The 17,290-nt window shown below is 48.2% G+C and carries 12 protein-coding genes; 11 read left to right on the top strand and 1 reads right to left on the bottom strand.

Going from position 1 to position 17,290, the window contains the following annotated elements:
• Nucleotides 1-7: 7 nt before the first annotated feature.
• The 9 genes from ACFS25_RS27800 to ACFS25_RS27760 all read left to right on the top strand — a co-directional run bounded on the left by ACFS25_RS27800 (nt 8) and on the right by ACFS25_RS27760 (nt 12,902).
• Nucleotides 8-3,127, top strand: a complete 3,120-nt coding sequence (locus ACFS25_RS27800; RefSeq protein ID WP_381507856.1) for a SusC/RagA family TonB-linked outer membrane protein — start codon at nt 8-10, stop codon at nt 3,125-3,127.
• 12 nt (nt 3,128-3,139) lie between these two features.
• Nucleotides 3,140-4,657 (top strand): RagB/SusD family nutrient uptake outer membrane protein, encoded by a 1,518-nt coding sequence (locus tag ACFS25_RS27795; RefSeq protein WP_381507854.1) that lies wholly within the window; start codon nt 3,140-3,142, stop codon nt 4,655-4,657.
• 76 nt (nt 4,658-4,733) lie between these two features.
• Nucleotides 4,734-6,092: an alkaline phosphatase gene (locus ACFS25_RS27790; protein WP_381507853.1), complete on the top strand. Its 1,359-nt coding sequence runs from the start codon at nt 4,734-4,736 to the stop codon at nt 6,090-6,092.
• Nucleotides 6,026-6,580, top strand: a complete 555-nt coding sequence (locus ACFS25_RS27785; RefSeq protein ID WP_381507852.1) for an alkaline phosphatase — start codon at nt 6,026-6,028, stop codon at nt 6,578-6,580. The genes ACFS25_RS27790 and ACFS25_RS27785 overlap by 67 nt, the downstream gene beginning before the upstream one ends.
• Before the next feature lie 26 nt (nt 6,581-6,606).
• Nucleotides 6,607-7,989, top strand: a complete 1,383-nt coding sequence (locus tag ACFS25_RS27780) for a metallophosphoesterase (protein ID WP_381507850.1) — start codon at nt 6,607-6,609, stop codon at nt 7,987-7,989.
• A 298-nt stretch (nt 7,990-8,287) separates the two neighbouring features.
• A complete protein-coding gene (locus ACFS25_RS27775) occupies nt 8,288-8,569 on the top strand; it encodes a hypothetical protein (RefSeq protein ID WP_381507848.1) in 282 nt (93 codons plus the stop codon).
• A 128-nt stretch (nt 8,570-8,697) separates the two neighbouring features.
• Nucleotides 8,698-9,141, top strand: a complete 444-nt coding sequence (locus tag ACFS25_RS27770; protein ID WP_381507846.1) for an energy transducer TonB — start codon at nt 8,698-8,700, stop codon at nt 9,139-9,141.
• A 389-nt stretch (nt 9,142-9,530) separates the two neighbouring features.
• Complete coding sequence (locus ACFS25_RS27765; RefSeq protein ID WP_381507844.1) at nt 9,531-11,009, top strand: alkaline phosphatase PhoX; 1,479 nt, start codon at nt 9,531-9,533, stop codon at nt 11,007-11,009.
• 69 nt (nt 11,010-11,078) lie between these two features.
• Complete coding sequence (locus ACFS25_RS27760) at nt 11,079-12,902, top strand: cytochrome c peroxidase (RefSeq protein ID WP_381507842.1); 1,824 nt, start codon at nt 11,079-11,081, stop codon at nt 12,900-12,902.
• On the opposite strand, the gene ppk1 is transcribed toward ACFS25_RS27760, so the two are convergent.
• Entirely contained in the window at nt 12,876-15,035 is a 2,160-nt protein-coding gene (gene ppk1, locus ACFS25_RS27755; RefSeq protein WP_381507839.1) for a polyphosphate kinase 1, read from the bottom strand. The two genes, ACFS25_RS27760 and ppk1, sit on opposite strands and share 27 nt — an antisense overlap.
• Before the next feature lie 244 nt (nt 15,036-15,279).
• Here ppk1 and ACFS25_RS27750 point away from each other — a divergent pair, with 244 nt between their 5' ends.
• Both ACFS25_RS27750 and ACFS25_RS27745 read left to right on the top strand, forming a co-directional pair.
• A complete protein-coding gene (locus ACFS25_RS27750) occupies nt 15,280-15,717 on the top strand; it encodes a hypothetical protein (RefSeq protein ID WP_381507837.1) in 438 nt (145 codons plus the stop codon).
• A 654-nt stretch (nt 15,718-16,371) separates the two neighbouring features.
• Nucleotides 16,372-17,241 carry a hypothetical protein gene (locus tag ACFS25_RS27745; RefSeq protein ID WP_381507835.1) on the top strand — a complete coding sequence of 290 codons (870 nt, stop codon included), beginning with the start codon at nt 16,372-16,374 and terminating at the stop codon, nt 17,239-17,241.
• Nucleotides 17,242-17,290 lie beyond the last annotated feature (49 nt).

Below are 17,290 nucleotides of genomic sequence, written 5' to 3'. Positions count from 1 at the left end.
GTACTGTATGAACAAAATCTATGTAACATCCCGTCAGGTCGGGCAACGGCTGCTGCTGGCAGGTTTTTTGATGGCTCAATGGCCCGCTACGTCACAGGGCAGGTCAGCTAGTGCCGTAAAAACAAACCAGGGTACAATCACCGGTACCGTCACTGATCAGCAGTCCGGGGAGGTATTACCCGGCGCTAGTGTCGTGGTTAAAGGCCGGAATGTCGGTAGCGTTACCAATGCCGAAGGTAAATTCTCGATCAACGTACCCGACGATAACACAATCCTGGTTATCTCTTATATCGGCTATGAGTCCGTCGAGGTAAAGGTGGGAAGCCGTTCGCAGCTTAGTATTACTCTCTCTCAATCGGCTAAACAACTCAACGAATTGGTCGTAGTTGGGTATGGATCGCAGCAAAAACGAGATGTTCTTGGTGCCGTATCGACCGTGCCGACGAAAGAAATCGGTAGCCGTAATTACAATTCAGCCGCTGAGGTATTGCAGGGTACACTGCCCGGTGTTACGGTCGTCAACGAAGGGGGCGATCCAACGGCGAGTCCGTCAATCAAAATTCGGGGAATCGGGTCGCTCAACGACGAAAACCCTCTACTAGTTGTCGATGGCGTTATTTATCCCGGAACGCTCAGCTCCATCAATCCGAATGATATTCAGTCGGTTAGCGTATTGAAAGATGCTTCGGCGGCCATTTATGGCGCACGGGCGTCGGCGGGGGTGATTCTGGTCACGACCAAAAAAGGGACGAGTGGACCGATGAGAGTCAATGTCAACTACCAGCAGGGACTTCAGCAAGTGGCCAAAATGCTGAAACCACTCGATGCCGCTGGCTTTGCCGATGCCATGAACACCGCAACCGACAATGCTAATTTACCTCGAATTGGCGCGTTCAATCCAGCCGTAAACCCAACCGCCCGCACTACCAAAACCGACTGGATGAAAGAACTTTTCCAGATGGGCAAACTTTATAACGTCGATGCATCGGTGGGTGGCGGTAATGAAAAATCAACGTTTTTTCTGTCGGGGGGCTATCGTAAAAATGAAGGGATTCTGTTAAACACGTATTCGGATCGCTACACCCTCCGGTTGAACTCCTCGCACCAGCTCACAAAACGGGTAAAAATTGGCGAAAACCTGTCGTACAATATCAACAATGGGCAATCGGGTAACACGAACAGCGCTTACACAGGCGCGATTCTGACGGCCATCTTTTACCCACCCAATGCCACCATTTACACGGAAGATGGCTCGGGGAAATTTGGTGGCGTACTCGCTAATTTTGCCGGTTCGTACGGCGATCTGGTCAACCCGGTCGCTTACCTGAAACGATTGGATAGTCGCAATCCGGTTAGTAATCTGTTTGTTAATCCGTATCTGGAATGGCAAATCATCGACGGACTGACTTTCCGCAGTAACTGGGGCATTACCCAGATCAAGAATAACCGGAAGCAGTTCAACGTCAAGATAACGGAGCCTGGTAAAATATTCGACTTCAACGAGTTATACCAGAGTAGTTATGAATCGAACGACCTGCTAACTGAACAGTTGCTCACCTACAAACGCTCTTTCGGCGGCAAGCACAACCTCGATGCACTGGCAGGCTATACGTATCAGAAAACCAGAATAGAATCATTTGGAGTGCGCGGCACGGGCTTCGACAGTGAAGATCCTTCCCAACGGTATCTGGCGAACGCCAAGCAAATTTTCTACGACGCGGGCAATTCATCCATCATTCAGCGCGGCCTGGAGTCGTATGTTGGGCGACTCAATTACAGTTACAACGATAAATATTTATTGTCGGCAATCGTCCGGCGCGACGGTACGTCCAAGTTGCTGAGTGAGAACCGTTGGGAGTGGTATCCATCAATTTCGGCGGGCTGGCAGATTGGTGATGAAGAATTCCTGAAAAAAGCGAACTGGCTAACCAACCTGAAACTGCGCGCCAGTTGGGGTCGCATTGGGAACCTGGCCGGTCTGGGCGACTATGCCTATAGCGTCCCACTTGGACAAACGCTTTCCCTGATTGGGTCTGATCCAACTATTAATTTCGGATACGCCGAAAAAGCGCTGTCAAACTCCAGCCTGCGCTGGGAAACGTCGACCCAAACTAATATTGGTCTTGACTTTGCCCTATTCCGGAATCAGCTTGTCGGCTCAATCGACGTATTCTCGAAACAAAACAAAAACATGTTGTTTCAGGAGCAGCTGCCGGGTGTAGCGGGTGCGCCGGGTGGCCGGACCATCAACGCCGGATCGACCCAAAACCGGGGCATCGAACTGGGTCTGACGTATCAGCGGAATTTTGGGGCCGTTAAATTTGACGTAACGGCGAACGTATCGCTGCTTAAGAATCAGGTAACGGCGTTGCCTCCGGGTCAGGATTTACAGCCAACGGGCTCAACGGTACGTAGCCTACCAAACTCCAATTTTCATATTGTCGGTCAACCGTACGGTGCCTTCTTTGGCTACCGGACCAATGGGCTGTTTCAGTCCGATGAAGCAGCCACCGCCTATGTCAATGCCACTGGTACGCGCTATCAGGCGAATGCCAAAGCAGGCGATTTTCGCTTCGTAGACAGCAACGGCGACGGCAAAATCGACGACAGCGACCGGGTAGTGCTGGGAAGCATTCTCCCCACAAAGACCTTCAGTCTGAATAGTAATGTGGGCTACAAAGGCTTCGATTTGAATGTGTTTTTTCAAGGATCAGCGGGTAACAAAATCTTCAATTCGGTCAAGAACCTGGCCCTGAATCCGGGTGCTTATCCGGGTTATAACATGCTCGAAGAAGTGAAAAACGCCTGGAGCCCAACCAACACAGGTGGCACAATTCCCCGGCTGCGGGCTGGTTCAGACCCAAATAACAACTTCGGTCGCATCTCGGATTTCTATCTTGAAGATGGTAGTTACCTGCGTCTGAAAAGCCTGACCATTGGCTACACGCTTCCCCGCACATTCACCAAAAGCATAGGCGCTCGGCTATACCTGACCGGACAGAACCTGCTGACAATCACCAACTATTCGGGCATGGACCCCGAAGTAGGTATCAGCAGTTTTGGTCTTGATGTGGCCAAGTATCCACTGGCCCGCGTGTATATGATTGGCGCAAACATTTCTTTCTAACGACAAGCAACCATGAAAAAAGCACATACTCTTTTTATAGCAACCCTGTGCGGGCTGACGTTTGCCTGTAGCAGCAAACTGGATCTTACACCGCAGGGCGCCCCCACAACGCGTAATTTCTGGAAGACAGAAAGCGATGCATTGGCTGGAGTCAACAGCATTTATGAACTCTATAGCGACGACGACATGTATGGCCGGGGCTTCTTCTGGCTCAATAACGCCAGCGATGACATAGGTACTAAACCGCGCGCTAATGCCGAACGGATCAAGAATTTTCAGGTCGATGGCAACGAGTCGGATACGCGCCCGATCTGGGGCAAACATTATCAGGTAATGAAGCGCTGCAATGATGTGATTAGCAATTTGCCGGGCATTACCATGACCCAAACGCTCAAAAACCGGATGTTGGGAGAAGCCTATTTTAATCATGCCGTTATGCACCTCGAACTGGCCTACCGCTACGGTGACGCCCGTGCGGGCATACCGATTCAGGACCGCACGAACCCGGAAAATATCTATGTGTCGCGGACGAAGAATGTAGCCGAGAATTACGCCTACATTGCTGAAGATCTCAAAAAAGCAGCCGACCTCCTGCCTTACTTTTCGGAATACTCCGCCGATAATTACGGACGGGCGCACAAAACTGCGGCCTGGGCGTATCTGGTTCGGACGTATCTGTACGCTAAAGATTGGGCGAATGCCGAAAAATATGCGGATTTGGTAATTGGTAGCGGTAAACATAACTTGCTAACCACCTACGAAGACGTATTCAAATCGGCGAATAACTGGACGAAAGAATATATTTGGTCAGTTACGTCGAGCGCCAAGGATACGCGGGTTGGCTGCATCTTTCCGGGCGTTTGTCTGGAAGATAAAGGCTGGGGATTATACAACGGCTGGGGCAACTTCTATCCGACCAAAGAACTGTACGATGTGTATCCGACAGGCGATAAACGTCGGGAAGTAACCATCCTAAAAACCGGCGACAAGTTTATGTTCTTTGGTCAGGAGCGTACATTTAATGTTGGCGCATTTACGGTAAGCTCCAGTAACCGAACGGGTTATCAGTTCCGTAAGTATATGGAACCTTACACGTATGCCAATCCAATCGGCACGACAGTTAACCCCAACGGCGATAAACCATCGACGTCACTCAACGTGCCGCTGCTACGTTACGCCGATATCCTGCTAATGAAAGCCGAAGCCAAATTGATGCAAAGCAAAAACGCCGATACTGAACTTAACCAGATACGTGCTCGCGCCGGACTTTCTGCTCTTGCTGGGGCTACGATGACGGATTTGAAGCGGGAACGCCGTTGCGAATTTGGTGGCGAGTGGACCGACCGGCATTTTGACCTTGTTCGTTGGGGCGATGCGCAGGCGGTCTACGCACAACCGCTTCACCATGCCGATGGTCGTGTTATCTACGAAGCACGTACGTTCAATCCGCAGGTGATGAACGTATGGCCGATTCCGCCAACCGAGATTCAAAATAGCAAAGGTTCGCTGGTGCAGAATCAGGGCTGGTAAGCGCATACAAGTAAACAAGCTTTTTGAATGCCCGGCTGGAGTATATATTTCAGCCGGGCATTTATCTAACAAACCCATGAAAAAACAACTTCTATCGGCTCTAGTCGTCGGGCTTATTGCGACTTCTGTTGCCGGAGCCCAGACCGGTAGCGTCTATTCGCCCGCTCAGGCGCATTCGCATAACGACTACGAACAAACGATTCCATTCTGGCAGGCGTATGATCAGAAATTCGGCTCCATCGAAGCGGACATATACGCTCGTGATGGCCAGCTTTACGTGGCTCACGACTCCGCCGATATTACGTCCACCCGGACGCTGGACGCGTTGTACATCAAGCCCATTGTCGAAAAAGTACGTGCCAACAAAGGAAATATCTACGCTAATGCCAATTACGGTCTGCAATGGTTGATCGACTTAAAAACGCCAGCCCGCTTGTCGTTGCCAATTTTGGTACGTGCTTTAAGCGCCTATCCGGACATTTTTGGCTCGGGTGGAGTCGTAAAAGTTGTTGTGAGTGGTAATGTACCATCACCGGATCAATTCAATAATTACCCAGACTGGCTTCAGTTCGATGGAAGGCCCGAGGTTGTTTATACCCCTGAACAACTCGCGCACGTTGGCCTGATCAGCCAGGATTTCACACAGTATACCCGCTGGAATGGCAAAGGGTTGATCGTAAAAAAAGAACGGGTGACAATTCAGAATGTCATCCAGCAAGTGCATCGACAAGGCAAAAAAATCAGGTTCTGGGCCACGCCCGACAACGTCAATTCCTGGAAATCCCTGATGAAACTCGGCATTGATTACATCAATACCGATCACATTTCCTCGCTTGGTCATTTTCTCAGCCTGCGCCAAACGGCTGAATACCAGAACCCAACACCCTACGTCCTTTATCAGCCAACGTACCGCAATAACGATAACCGCAGCCGGGTCAAAAATGTAATCCTGCTCATTGGCGATGGCATGGGACTTGCCCAGATTTATGCTGGTCTTACCGCCAACCGGGGTGAGTTGAATCTGGCTAAACTGTTGAACATCGGTTTCTCCAAAACCAGCGCGGCAGATACCTACATCACCGATTCGGCAGCCGGAGCAACGGCTATGGCGACGGGACAAAAAACGAATAATCGGGCCATTGGCGTCGATTCGACGGGCAAGTCACTCCCCGCCATTCCGACGTTGATCAAGAAATGGACTATGGTAAGTGGGCTGATTTCGGCGGGCACCATGACCGACGCTACGTCGGCTGCTTTTTATGCGCACCAACCTGACCGTATGTTCGAGCGGGAAATTGCCTCCGATTTTCTTCGAAATCCGGTAGACATTCTGATTGGGGCGGGTATCGGTATTTTACCGAAGAAAAAGTGCTGGATACACTACGTCAGCGGGGTTATCAGATTGGTGCTACGTTTGGGCAATTGGAAAACCTGAAACGCCCGTTTGTACTGCTTGATGATTCGTCAGTCGTGGCGATTAACAAAGGTCGTAAAGACTTTTTGCAGAAAAGTCTTCTAAAAACGATACATGATCTCGAGCCCAATAAAGCGGGCTTTTTTATCATGGCCGAAGGCGCTCAGATTGACTATGGCGGCCATGCCAACGATATGCGGTACGTGGTGGAGGAAATGCTGGACTTCGACCGAACCATTGGAGATGCGATTCGATTTGCCGACTCAAATGGTGAAACGCTGGTCATCATCACGGCGGATCATGAGACGGGTGGGCTGAGTCTTTTAGATGGGGATCTGAAGCGAGGTTACGTTGATGGTAACTTCAGCACCAATGACCATTCTGGTATTATGGTGGCGGTTTTCGCCTACGGTCCGCATTCCCTGGATTTTCGCGGTGTTTATGAAAATACCGAAATCCAGCACAAAATTATGGCCATTTTACAGAAATATCATTCAAGCGGCAACTAGTACACGAACGCCATAAATTATTTAGTATGCGCCCCGTTTTCCAAATTTTCTGTCTTGCCTTGATGGCACTGTCGGCTCAGGCTCAGCTTCATAAAGATTATCCACCATCGGTTTATCCGGACCGGGTAATTCTGGGCTGGCAGGTCAATCCTGCTACGTCCCAATCGGTGAACTGGCGCACCGATTCGACAGTCACGAAGGCGGTTGGTGCCATCGCTGAAGCCGATCCTTCTCCTGATTTAGAAGGTAAAGCAACGCTCGTTTCAGCTACTACCGAACGAGTCAGGATTGATGGGAAAAATGTGCTTTATCATTCCGTTCATTTCAACAATCTGAAGCCAGATACCAAATACAATTATCGGGTTGGGGATAGCACCCACTGGACGGAATGGTTTCAGTTCAAAACGGCGCAGGATCGTCCGGCTCCGTTCTCGTTTCTCTACTTCGGTGACGCCCAGAACGACATCCGATCACTTTGGTCGCGGGCCATTCGCGGAGCATATTCCACGTTGCCTACTGTGAGCCTGATGATTCATGCGGGCGATCTGATCAACAGCTCTAACACCGACTGGCAGTGGGCCGAATGGTTCGAAGCAGGCGGCTGGATCAATGGTCAGGTACCAACGTTGGCCGTTCCAGGAAATCACGAGTATTATAAGGATGAACAGGGTAAACCTCAGGTATCGAAGCACTGGCGTCCTTCATTCGTGCTACCCGAAAACGGTCCAAAAGGCTTTGAGGAGACAGCTTACTATTTTGATTATCAAGGCACTCGATTTATAGCACTTAATTCGCAGCTCGCCCTTCTCGATACGTTGGCCATGACGACCCAGGCTAGTTGGCTGGTGCAGGTGCTGAGTAAAAATCCCAATCGCTGGACGGTAGTGACACACCATCATCCCATTTACTCAACGGCAAAGGGGCGCGACAATAACCTGTGGCGGGAACGTATGGAACCCATTTACCGAAAATATCATGTTGATCTGGTGCTACAGGGTCATGATCATACCTATGGTCGGGGCTTGAATATGCCTTTGGGCAAAAGTCGGAAACACCCTGATGGCCCCATCTACGTCGTGTCGGTAAGTGGGCCGAAGATGTACGATATAGGCTTACAGGATTGGATGGATCGCGCGGCTTCAAACACACAGCTCTATCAAACCATATCTATAAACAGCGATCAACTGACGTACCAATCGTATACCGTAACGGGTGAGAAATATGACTCATTTGAACTGACCAAAGCCAGCAACGGACAGAATACCCTCACCGATCAGGCACCCGTATTGTCGCCCGAACGGCTTGACCTACCCCTGGAATATCAGAAAAAATACACCCCTGAACAGGTAAATGAGTATCGAAATCGTTTTCAGGAATACAAAGCGCGTAAGCAGGCAAAGAAACAGTAAATAATAAAAGATTGGCTCATGTATATAGCCAATCTTTTATTATTTGTCAGCCAGAGTATGTTTAAATGGAATTAACCCACCTCTCAGAATAGAAGGTGTTGACGAAGATTCAGAAAAGGCTGCAAAATACTAAACAGACCGCTACCCGTAGACAGGCCTTTAGGCTGAACCAACTAAAATGCATACGGCAGCAAAGGTTATGTTTAACAAAATGTTGATATACAATTTAGCGACTGTACACCAAAATAGTAGTGCTTTGTATACCTAAACGATGGGGAAGCTAAATGGAAAAATAAAGATGAAAGCCAAACACCTAGAGGAAGTACTGGAAGAGTTAAAAAATCTGCGAAAAAAAGTAAGGAAGTCCGCCCAAGCCCAAGAGAAGGTTGAGCATAAACTAGTTCAGGTGGAAACCTTACTGAAAGCATTATACGGTCAACTTAAATCCGAACAGAGCCCTGACAACGGGAAGACGAATAAGAAGCCAAAGAAAAAGTCGAAGAAGGCTGCTACTGATCCAGATGAACAAATACCATCAGTCGACGAGTTAGAAACACAAAACAACACTAATGAACAATGAAAATACGACGTCTTGTTTTGATAGGTTAATATGCTTATAGTCAATGCCTTATTCATCTATGTATTACTGAATACCAGTAACTTACTTTGTAGATCAATTAGTTCTTTGTGAATCTCCCAACTGACAAGATGAGCAATATTCAGAATGCGTTCAGCACCTTGTGTCGTTACACGCTTGTACTGACTTTTCTGGCCCTGCTAGTGACGTGCTCACCCAAAGAGGCCGCTCCAGACCAATCAAGCTTGACAGGCAAGATTTATACAGACGTCGAAGTTGATCAACTTCCCATTCCGCAGGGTGGGACGGGAGGTTTAAGCAATTACCTGATAAAGAATTTACGCTATCCACTCGAAGCTCAGAAAACAAACATACAAGGTAAGGTCATCGTTGGGTTTGTGGTGAGCAACCTTGGCCGTATTGCTGAAGTGCAAGTAAGACAGGGTATCGGAGGAGGCTGCGATGAGGAAGCCGTCCGGGTAATCAAGCAGATGCCGGATTGGACACCCGGCCAGCAAAATGGCAAACCGGTTAACGTAAGAACCAGCCTGCCTATTTCATTTACGCTCCTTTAGCCGTTGAAAAGAGAATGGCAAAAAAATATAAACCGTTGAAGGTTTTGGTATAAAAGTTAGCAGAAGCCTGGGTTGAAAGACCTTCGCCAACGTAGTACATCAACAGGTTAAAAATTGATGTACTACGTTGGCGAAGGCGATACAAGGTCGATTAAAATTAGCCCGTAACCCAAGCCGATTAAGTTATCTCAACCAGCAAAGTATGTGTCTAGCTGGTGCTATTTGACGAAAATGCACTTGTCAACTAGCCAACATGCAGCCGATAACCTCAGTCAGATTAAAATAACATTAATAAGCCGGTGCAATTGGTTGCAGAATCGTAATCTTATTCGGCCATTTGAGAAAAAGCATATTCGTTTTTTTGTAGAATAATCTACTAACACGAATTCATGCAACTGAATAAACTTTTCCTATCCACAACAACCGCATTGTCTGTCCTGGCACTCGCGGCCTGCCAGGACCATCGGGCACCCGACAGCCCGGCAATTACCATTCAAAATCGCTCGGTAACTCCAGTATTAGCTAAAGTACTACCAAGTGCTGCCGGTGGACGTCTGGCGGTAGACGGTATTAAACTTTACTCGTTGCTAAGTAGTGATGATAAGCTGGACCAGTCCCCTTCTTTTGTGTTTGGCGGTTCGGCTGATGGCGCGGGCATTTTCCAGAATCCCGATGGCAACTACACCGTTCTGGTTAACAATGAAGACAATTTTGCGGTATCACGCATCACGCTCGACCCCTCCTTTAAACCCGTTAAAGGCGAATACATTCTCAACTCCGATGGGGGAACCTGGCGGCTTTGCTCGGCCACACTGGTCACTCCGCTTGAACATGGTTTTGGTCCGTTGTTTCTGACTAGTGGTGAAAGTGGTCAGGAATCACGCACACATGCGTTGCCGGTTAATGCCGATGCCCAACAGGCCACCATGTCGCGGGAAGTGTCTGCGCTGGGACGCTGGAGTGCAGAAAATGCCGTACCTCTTCCTAAAACGGCCTATCCAGGCAAAACCGCGATCGTTATTGGGGATGACGATTCGGATGTGAACGGGGGGCAGGTGGCTCTCTATCTCACCAACACTGTAGGAGATTTAGAAAATGGAGCACTACACATGCTCAAACGGACGGATGGTAACCAACGCGAAATGGACATGACAATGGGTCAAAAATACGATGTTGAGTTCGTTAAAATTGATAACCATAAAACGTTAACAGGTGCGCAGATCAATGGGAAAGTAAACGAACTGAAAGCCATCAAATTTGGCCGGGTCGAAGATGTTGATTATCGCAAAGGGGGCGGGGCAAATGGCCGGGAAGTGTTTTTTGTCGTAACTGGACAGAACAACACAGGCGTCAATGCTGATTACTCGCGCTCGAAATATGGCCGTATTTACCGACTGACGCTGGACGCATCCGATCCAACAAAGGGCAAGCTGGAGGTAGTACTTAATGGTGACGACCGGACTGGCCCAGCTAACATGTTCCAGGACCCGGACAATATCTGCGTGACGACTAACTATGCCTACATCATGGAGGACCCCAACGAATACGGGGATGAGAAGCATGACGCATATGTGTATCAATACGAATTGAGTTCTGGCAAATTGATGCCTATTCTTGTTCTGGACCACCGCCGAACGGAAACTGACGCGGCCAAATATAACGTGGGTGGCGTATCGAAATTGGGTTCATGGGAAAGCAGTGGTATGATTGACGTATCCGACGTAACAGGCCGCCCAAATACGTTCATGCTGGGTATTCAAGCGCATACCTGGCGGGATAATAAATACCTGGGTGTTGATGGTGGTTCGGTTCGTAAAGCTGAAAATCAGGCCAGTCAACTTATTCTCATTGAAGGGTTACCCCGCTAATAATCCTTATCGCTTTCCAACTGCCTGACCGGGACAAGATTCCGGTCAGGTTTTTTTCTTATCTATCGAATGGTTTCCGATTCTATACATACCTTCCCTACCAAGCCCCGTCGAGTTCGCCTGCTGGTGTGGAGTCTGGTAGGTTTACTAAGCGCGTTTGGTGTATATAGCTGGCTACGGCCACAGCCGACACCCACGCAGGCGGTGAAGGCGCAGTTCATGCAAGACATTAACAATCTGGATAGTACCGTCAACCAATTACAACGAGCCATTTCATCGCAGGAGCCGCGTCCGCTTATCCAGTCCGCTTTTCGGCGCGCCCGACTGGCCTACAAACGAGTCGAATTTTTATCGGCTTATTACAGCCCCGAGACCACCAAGGCACTCAATGGACCTAATATCCCCGAAGTAGATGACGACCTACGCGTTAACGCGCCGGAAGGGTTTCAGGTGCTGGAAGAATTACTGTTTCCCACCATTGATACGGCGAGGCAGGCAGATGCCATGCAATATGCGGCCGTTTTACGTACCAATGTCAATCGCCTTCGTCTAATTTCGGCTGGTAACGACGTGACAGACAGTCATGTGTTCGACGCTATGCGGCTGGAAGTGTTTCGCCTGATTACGTTGGGCCTTACTGGTTTCGACTCCCCCCTGGCCTTTTACTCCCTGCCCGAAACTGCCAGCGCGCTCGAAAGTCTGCAACAGCAACTGGTTCATTATAACCTGGTCAGTCAACATAGTGATCTCGCCGAACATCTCGATGGAGCGTTTGCTGCCGCCCGTACCAGTCTTCTCTCAGCACCCGATTTCGACACGTTCGACCGGCTTACATTCATTACCCTACGGGCTAATGTACTCAGTAGCTTACTGCTTGATGCCCAAAAAGCCTTGAACGTACCTGTCTTTAATGAAAGTCGACTACTAAACCCTTCAGTCCGGACACTGACTGATTCAGGGGCATTTGACGCCGATTATTTTGTCAACTTCAATTTCCAGCGGTCAACTCCAGATCGGGTCGAGTTAGGAAAGTTGCTATTCTATGATCCCATTTTATCGGGGCAGCCAGGCCGAAGCTGCGCTAGCTGCCATCAGCCAGCACGCGCGTTTACGGACGGTGAGCCCGCAAGTGTAGCCATTGGTTTGGGAGGGCAACATATTGCCCGTAATGCCCCAACCTTGCTTAACGCGGCTTTACAGGCCGTTCAGTTTGCCGATTCACGCGTCGTATTTCTGGAAGACCAAGCGAGCGACGTGATTCAGAATGAGGCAGAAATGCACGGATCGCTGCCGCAAGCCGTCAAGGCCCTGAAACAACACACCCAGTATCAGGCGCTTTTCACAAGAGCCTATCCCCAAGGCGTCACGGAGGCCACGCTCAAAAATGCAGTTGCCAGTTTCATCCGCTCCCTAACCAGTCTTGATTCTCGGATTGACCGGCATTTACGGGGTCAGAATGTAACCCTGACGGCGGAAGAAAAACATGGCTTCAATTTATTCATGGGTAAAGCTAAATGCGCCACCTGCCACTTCTTTCCGCTGTTTAACGGGACCGTTCCACCAGCCTATCAGGAAACCGAAAGCGAAGTCATTGGTATACCGGCCACGGCGGCTGGCCGACAAGTTGACGCTGATGTGGGTAAGTTTATCCTGACCAATCGGGAGCCGCATCGGTTTGCGTTCAAAACGCCAACCGTTCGTCATGTTTCCCGTACAGCACCTTACATGCACAACGGCATTTACCAGACATTGGACGAAGTAGTCGAATTCTATAATAAGGGTGGCGGAAATGGGCTAGGCTTTAAGCTGGAGAATCAAACCTTGCCATTCGATCAATTACACCTGACAACCGACGAAAAGAAAGCATTAGTTGCGTTCATGGAGGCCCTGTAGGGAAGTATCAGTTTCATTGGCTTGCTGCTTTAACCAGTCATAAATGGCAAGTTGGGCCCTGACCTGGGGCGCATTCACATCCCGGATCGGCTGGTTGTTACCCTGCTGGTCAATCAAGCAGGCTTTGGTGTTATCCGCCAGTTGAAAGTCGATAAGTTGACGAATTTCGGCTCGTATCGTCGGATCATAAATAGGAAAACCCACTTCGACGCGGTGGTAAATATTGCGCGTCATCCAATCAGCTGACGCCAAATAGATTTCCTCTTGCCCATTATTATGGAATATAGCCACCCTGGCATGCTCTAAGAACTGGTCTACTAACCGAATCACGCGGATGGTCTCGCTCATGCCGGGCACCCCGGGCACTAAACAGCAAATTCCCCGGATGAGCAGGTCGATGACGACACCGGCCCGGCTAGCTTCGTATAGCTTATCAATCAGGAGAGTCTCCTCCAGACCGTTTAGCTTAAGTGTGAGCCGAGCTACTTTCCCCTGCCGGGCAAAACTGATTTCCCGATCCAGCAGGGCCAGGTAACGATCCTGAAGCGTGAAGGGAGCGACCAACAGATGGCGCAGCTTACCGATCGGTTTATGCTTTTCCAGGTAAGCAAACACCTTTCCTACTTCCCGCACCATGGGCTTGTAAGTCGTCATAAGACCATGATCTGCGTAAATTTCCGCCGTCACTTCATTGAAGTTTCCGGTGGCCAAGTAGGCGTACTGGGTCGGATTGGCGGTTGTTGTATGTGGACGCCGTTTGACCAGGGCAATCTTGGCGTGCACTTTCACGCCCGGTAAACTGTAGAAAATGTGTACTCCGGCCGCTTCCATCTGCTCGGCCCACCGCAGGTTATTGGCTTCATCAAATCGAGCTTTAACTTCTACAAATACGCTGACTCGCTTGCCGTTGCGCGCTGCGCTGATCAGGGCATTGGCGATAAGAGAGTCGGCGGCAATTCGATAGAGGGTCACGTCAATCGTATACACCAGCGGGTCTATTGCGGCCTCATTAAAAAAGCGTAATACATATTCATACGACTGGTAGGGAAAATGCAGGATACGGTCTCGTTGATCAATAGCGGCAAAAATGGACTCCTCTACGTCAAATTCGGGTTTCAACAGGGGTATCAGGGCCGGGGAAGCCATATCAGGACCGACTGGTAAGGGTAATTTCAATAAGGCACTCAGGCTGTGGTAGCGACCACCGGCCTGTAGCTCGTCGGGATGCGCCTTGAGTATATGGGTAAACGGAGCAAGTAATTCAGCGTCAGTACTGCCATCGTAGAGAAATCGAACAGGGGGTGCTGTTTTTCGCTTTTTAAGTTGCCGCTTAATTTTCTTGACCAGATTGCCTCGGTATTCATCTTTAATATCGATGTCCTCCGCGCGGTTAAGTTTAAAACTAAAGCTGCCCAGTACGTGATAACCGGGAAAAATAACAGACAGATTGGCCCGGATCACATCGTCCAGGAAGGCGAAATAGTGCTGGCCATCGATGGCAGAGAGTGCCACAAAACGGGAAAGTTTATCGGCCGGAATATTTATATAGGCAAAATGATTGCCGTCAGGCAACTCTCCAGCCTGGTCAATCTGGCCGGCAGATCCACCGGGTTTAAGCCGCAGGATCAAGGCCAGATAAAGTGCCTGACTGTCCACAAAAGGAAGTCGGTGCTTACCCTTTCTGGATAGTCGTGCATCAACGAACACCGGCTGTAGATAGGATAGCACCGTACTCCGAAAAAAGCGATCCACCTCGTGGCGATGCGTGTCAAATAGTGGTTCCTGTTGGTATAGAGTAATCCCGTGCTGCTGCAACTTGGGCAATATCGCTTCCTGAAAGAGGGCATTAAATTGGCCTTGCTGATGATCGACCACCGCCAGCACTTGGGAAAGTGTATCCTGAGGATCGCTCAACAGACGTTTAGTTATTTTTTTCTTCCGTAATGAAATTAAACTCCGTAGCGAACTCACGCGTACCCGGAAGAATTCATCCAGATTCGCCGAATAAATGGCCAGGAACTTGACCCGGTCGGCCAGAGGAACGGTTGTATCAGCCGCTTCCATCAAGACGCGGTAATTAAACGATAACCAACTCAGGTCTCGATCGGCATACTGGTTTTGGTTCTCCATCATTCTGGGATTATGACTAACCGAGTCCTAGCTGATCGATCGCACCTATATAACTCAGCAAAAAGGGATTGATTCGTTAAGTAATTATTAAATTTATCAGCTACTTAAATTATTAAGCAAGCTGGCAGGTCTAAAAAGAAAGAATAGAATAAAGACATAATCTACAGCCGTAAAATCTTAATAGTAGGGTCACATTGCAATCGCCTGGCGGATTGTTATATGACCTACTTTTAAGGTAAAAAATTCAATGCGACGGCTTCCAGTTAATCCAGAAGAACTTTTTGACGGGGCCATGATTCAGCATCGGGGCGTGGATACGTACACGGCAATAATTACAAAAATTGCCGACTATACAGTTGATTTAGTTGATATATATGAGTGGAAAAAAAGAGCCACTTGCGATAAAACGACAATCATACCCAGGCATGTGGATGCGTATGTACTTCGTCGGTTTGGATTCGTAAAAGGTACAAGCGCCTTGTTTAGTGGATGGTATCAGTTGGATATTCCTGATACAATAATCAATATGGCAAATAGTCAGAATGAGTGGCGGCTATATCAGGGCGACAGGTCAAATCTAATTAGCTATGCGCATGAGTTGCAGTTGGCAATTAAACAGCTTTGCGGCTATGAATTAAGGGCAAAGCCGCTTGATGTTCAAACTGATAACCAAGATAGTAAGTAATCGTCTACAGTCTATTTTTACTTTCAGGATTTCATGAATTAGAATTTTTTGTTAAAGAATTTTAGAAATATCCGCAATATTGGCTCTGGTCATTGATTTTGTCATTAGAACAGAAACCCGGTTGTGTAGTAAAATTTAGGAATAAAAATACTTTATTTTTTGTGACGGATAGTAGGCGTAATCTTAATAATTCGGTTACACGGTAATGATTTATAACTCATCTATAGGCTCTACCTTTATAAAAAATAAGTAAGTATTAGCCTGAGCATATTTCAGCAACACGCCTAATTACCAATACAGTAATATACCATAACGTTACGACAATTAGATACTATTGAAACTGCTGGAACATTGTTCCGGCGGTTTTTTATTCAGATATAGAATTCCCTTCATGCAGTTAGGTTAAAGATTTAGAAACGACCGGGGTATTACTTCGGTTTGTTTCTTTATACAGCCAATAGCAAGTAACAAACGAATATAATTTTAACAGTTTAGACATACTTGGATAAAATTCAGGTAACGAGTAAAAACGTCCTTTGTGTTTTTAACGACGGCTAATTCTGTCGACTTACCGGAGTATCATGTCTATACATTGACTAACTACGGATAAGGGCCGATTGAACTGGCAGGTTTCAACCACTCTACGTGTCATTTATGAGGATATTACTCGTTTTTGCCGCTTGCCTGGCTGGGGTATTTCCTTTTGAGAGATTGGATATCAACCTGAGCATAACGTCCTCTACAACAATCGATTCTCTTGGTGCCTGTCAGGGAGCAAGTTATCAACAGGGTAAAGCCTATCTGTACGGTGATCGAGAAGTCGGTGTTATTCGCACCTATACTGTTGAACAAAATGAACTGACCTACTCAGGGCAGGAAATTAGATTAACTGAAGGCGGCAAGGACGTGATTAATCACCCAACCGGTATTGCCCAAAATGGGAAAGGTCCCACGTTTATCGGAAACAGTATCCGGTTAAATCCTGAGGGAACAAAGTGGCGAGCGGTAATCTACTCGGTTAATTGGGAAGGTCTCCTTCGGACTAAAACGCTCGATAACAATATTCTCAATACGATTGACGATGATGCCTGCATTCAAGGCACTCGACCTGAATACATCCAGTACGAGAATAAATGGTATGTGGCGACAGCCGACTACGGTGATAAGGGTAATGAAGTGCGGCTTTATGACCCTGAGCGATTAGCCAAGGCGAAAAAGACCAGCGAGCCCGGGGTTTTAGTTAAGAAATTCACCTGCTCACCCTGGGTACAAAACCTGCATTGGATACCCTCGAAAGGGATTCTCGTGCTTATTCAAAATCAGCTGGAAGGCCAGCGGTGGCGATTTACCTTCGTGGATATGAAGAGGTCCCTTGAATTGGGGCAACAACAGGTTATTAAGGTTGTCGACATTGACAAAACCGATGAGTTAGAAGGGTTTACACTCCTAAACGACCAAACCACGGGCCTTGCTGTAACATCGTCGCGTACGAACAACCTGCATTTTGTGCGTCTATCCTGGTAGGATAGACTTTTTTGTTTTCATACCTATAACTAACTAATCCAACGTCTAT

This window comes from Spirosoma flavum, from assembly GCF_042686045.1.
Lineage (GTDB): Bacteria > Bacteroidota > Bacteroidia > Cytophagales > Spirosomataceae > Spirosoma > Spirosoma flavum.
This window is presented reverse-complemented; position numbering and strand designations above follow the sequence as displayed.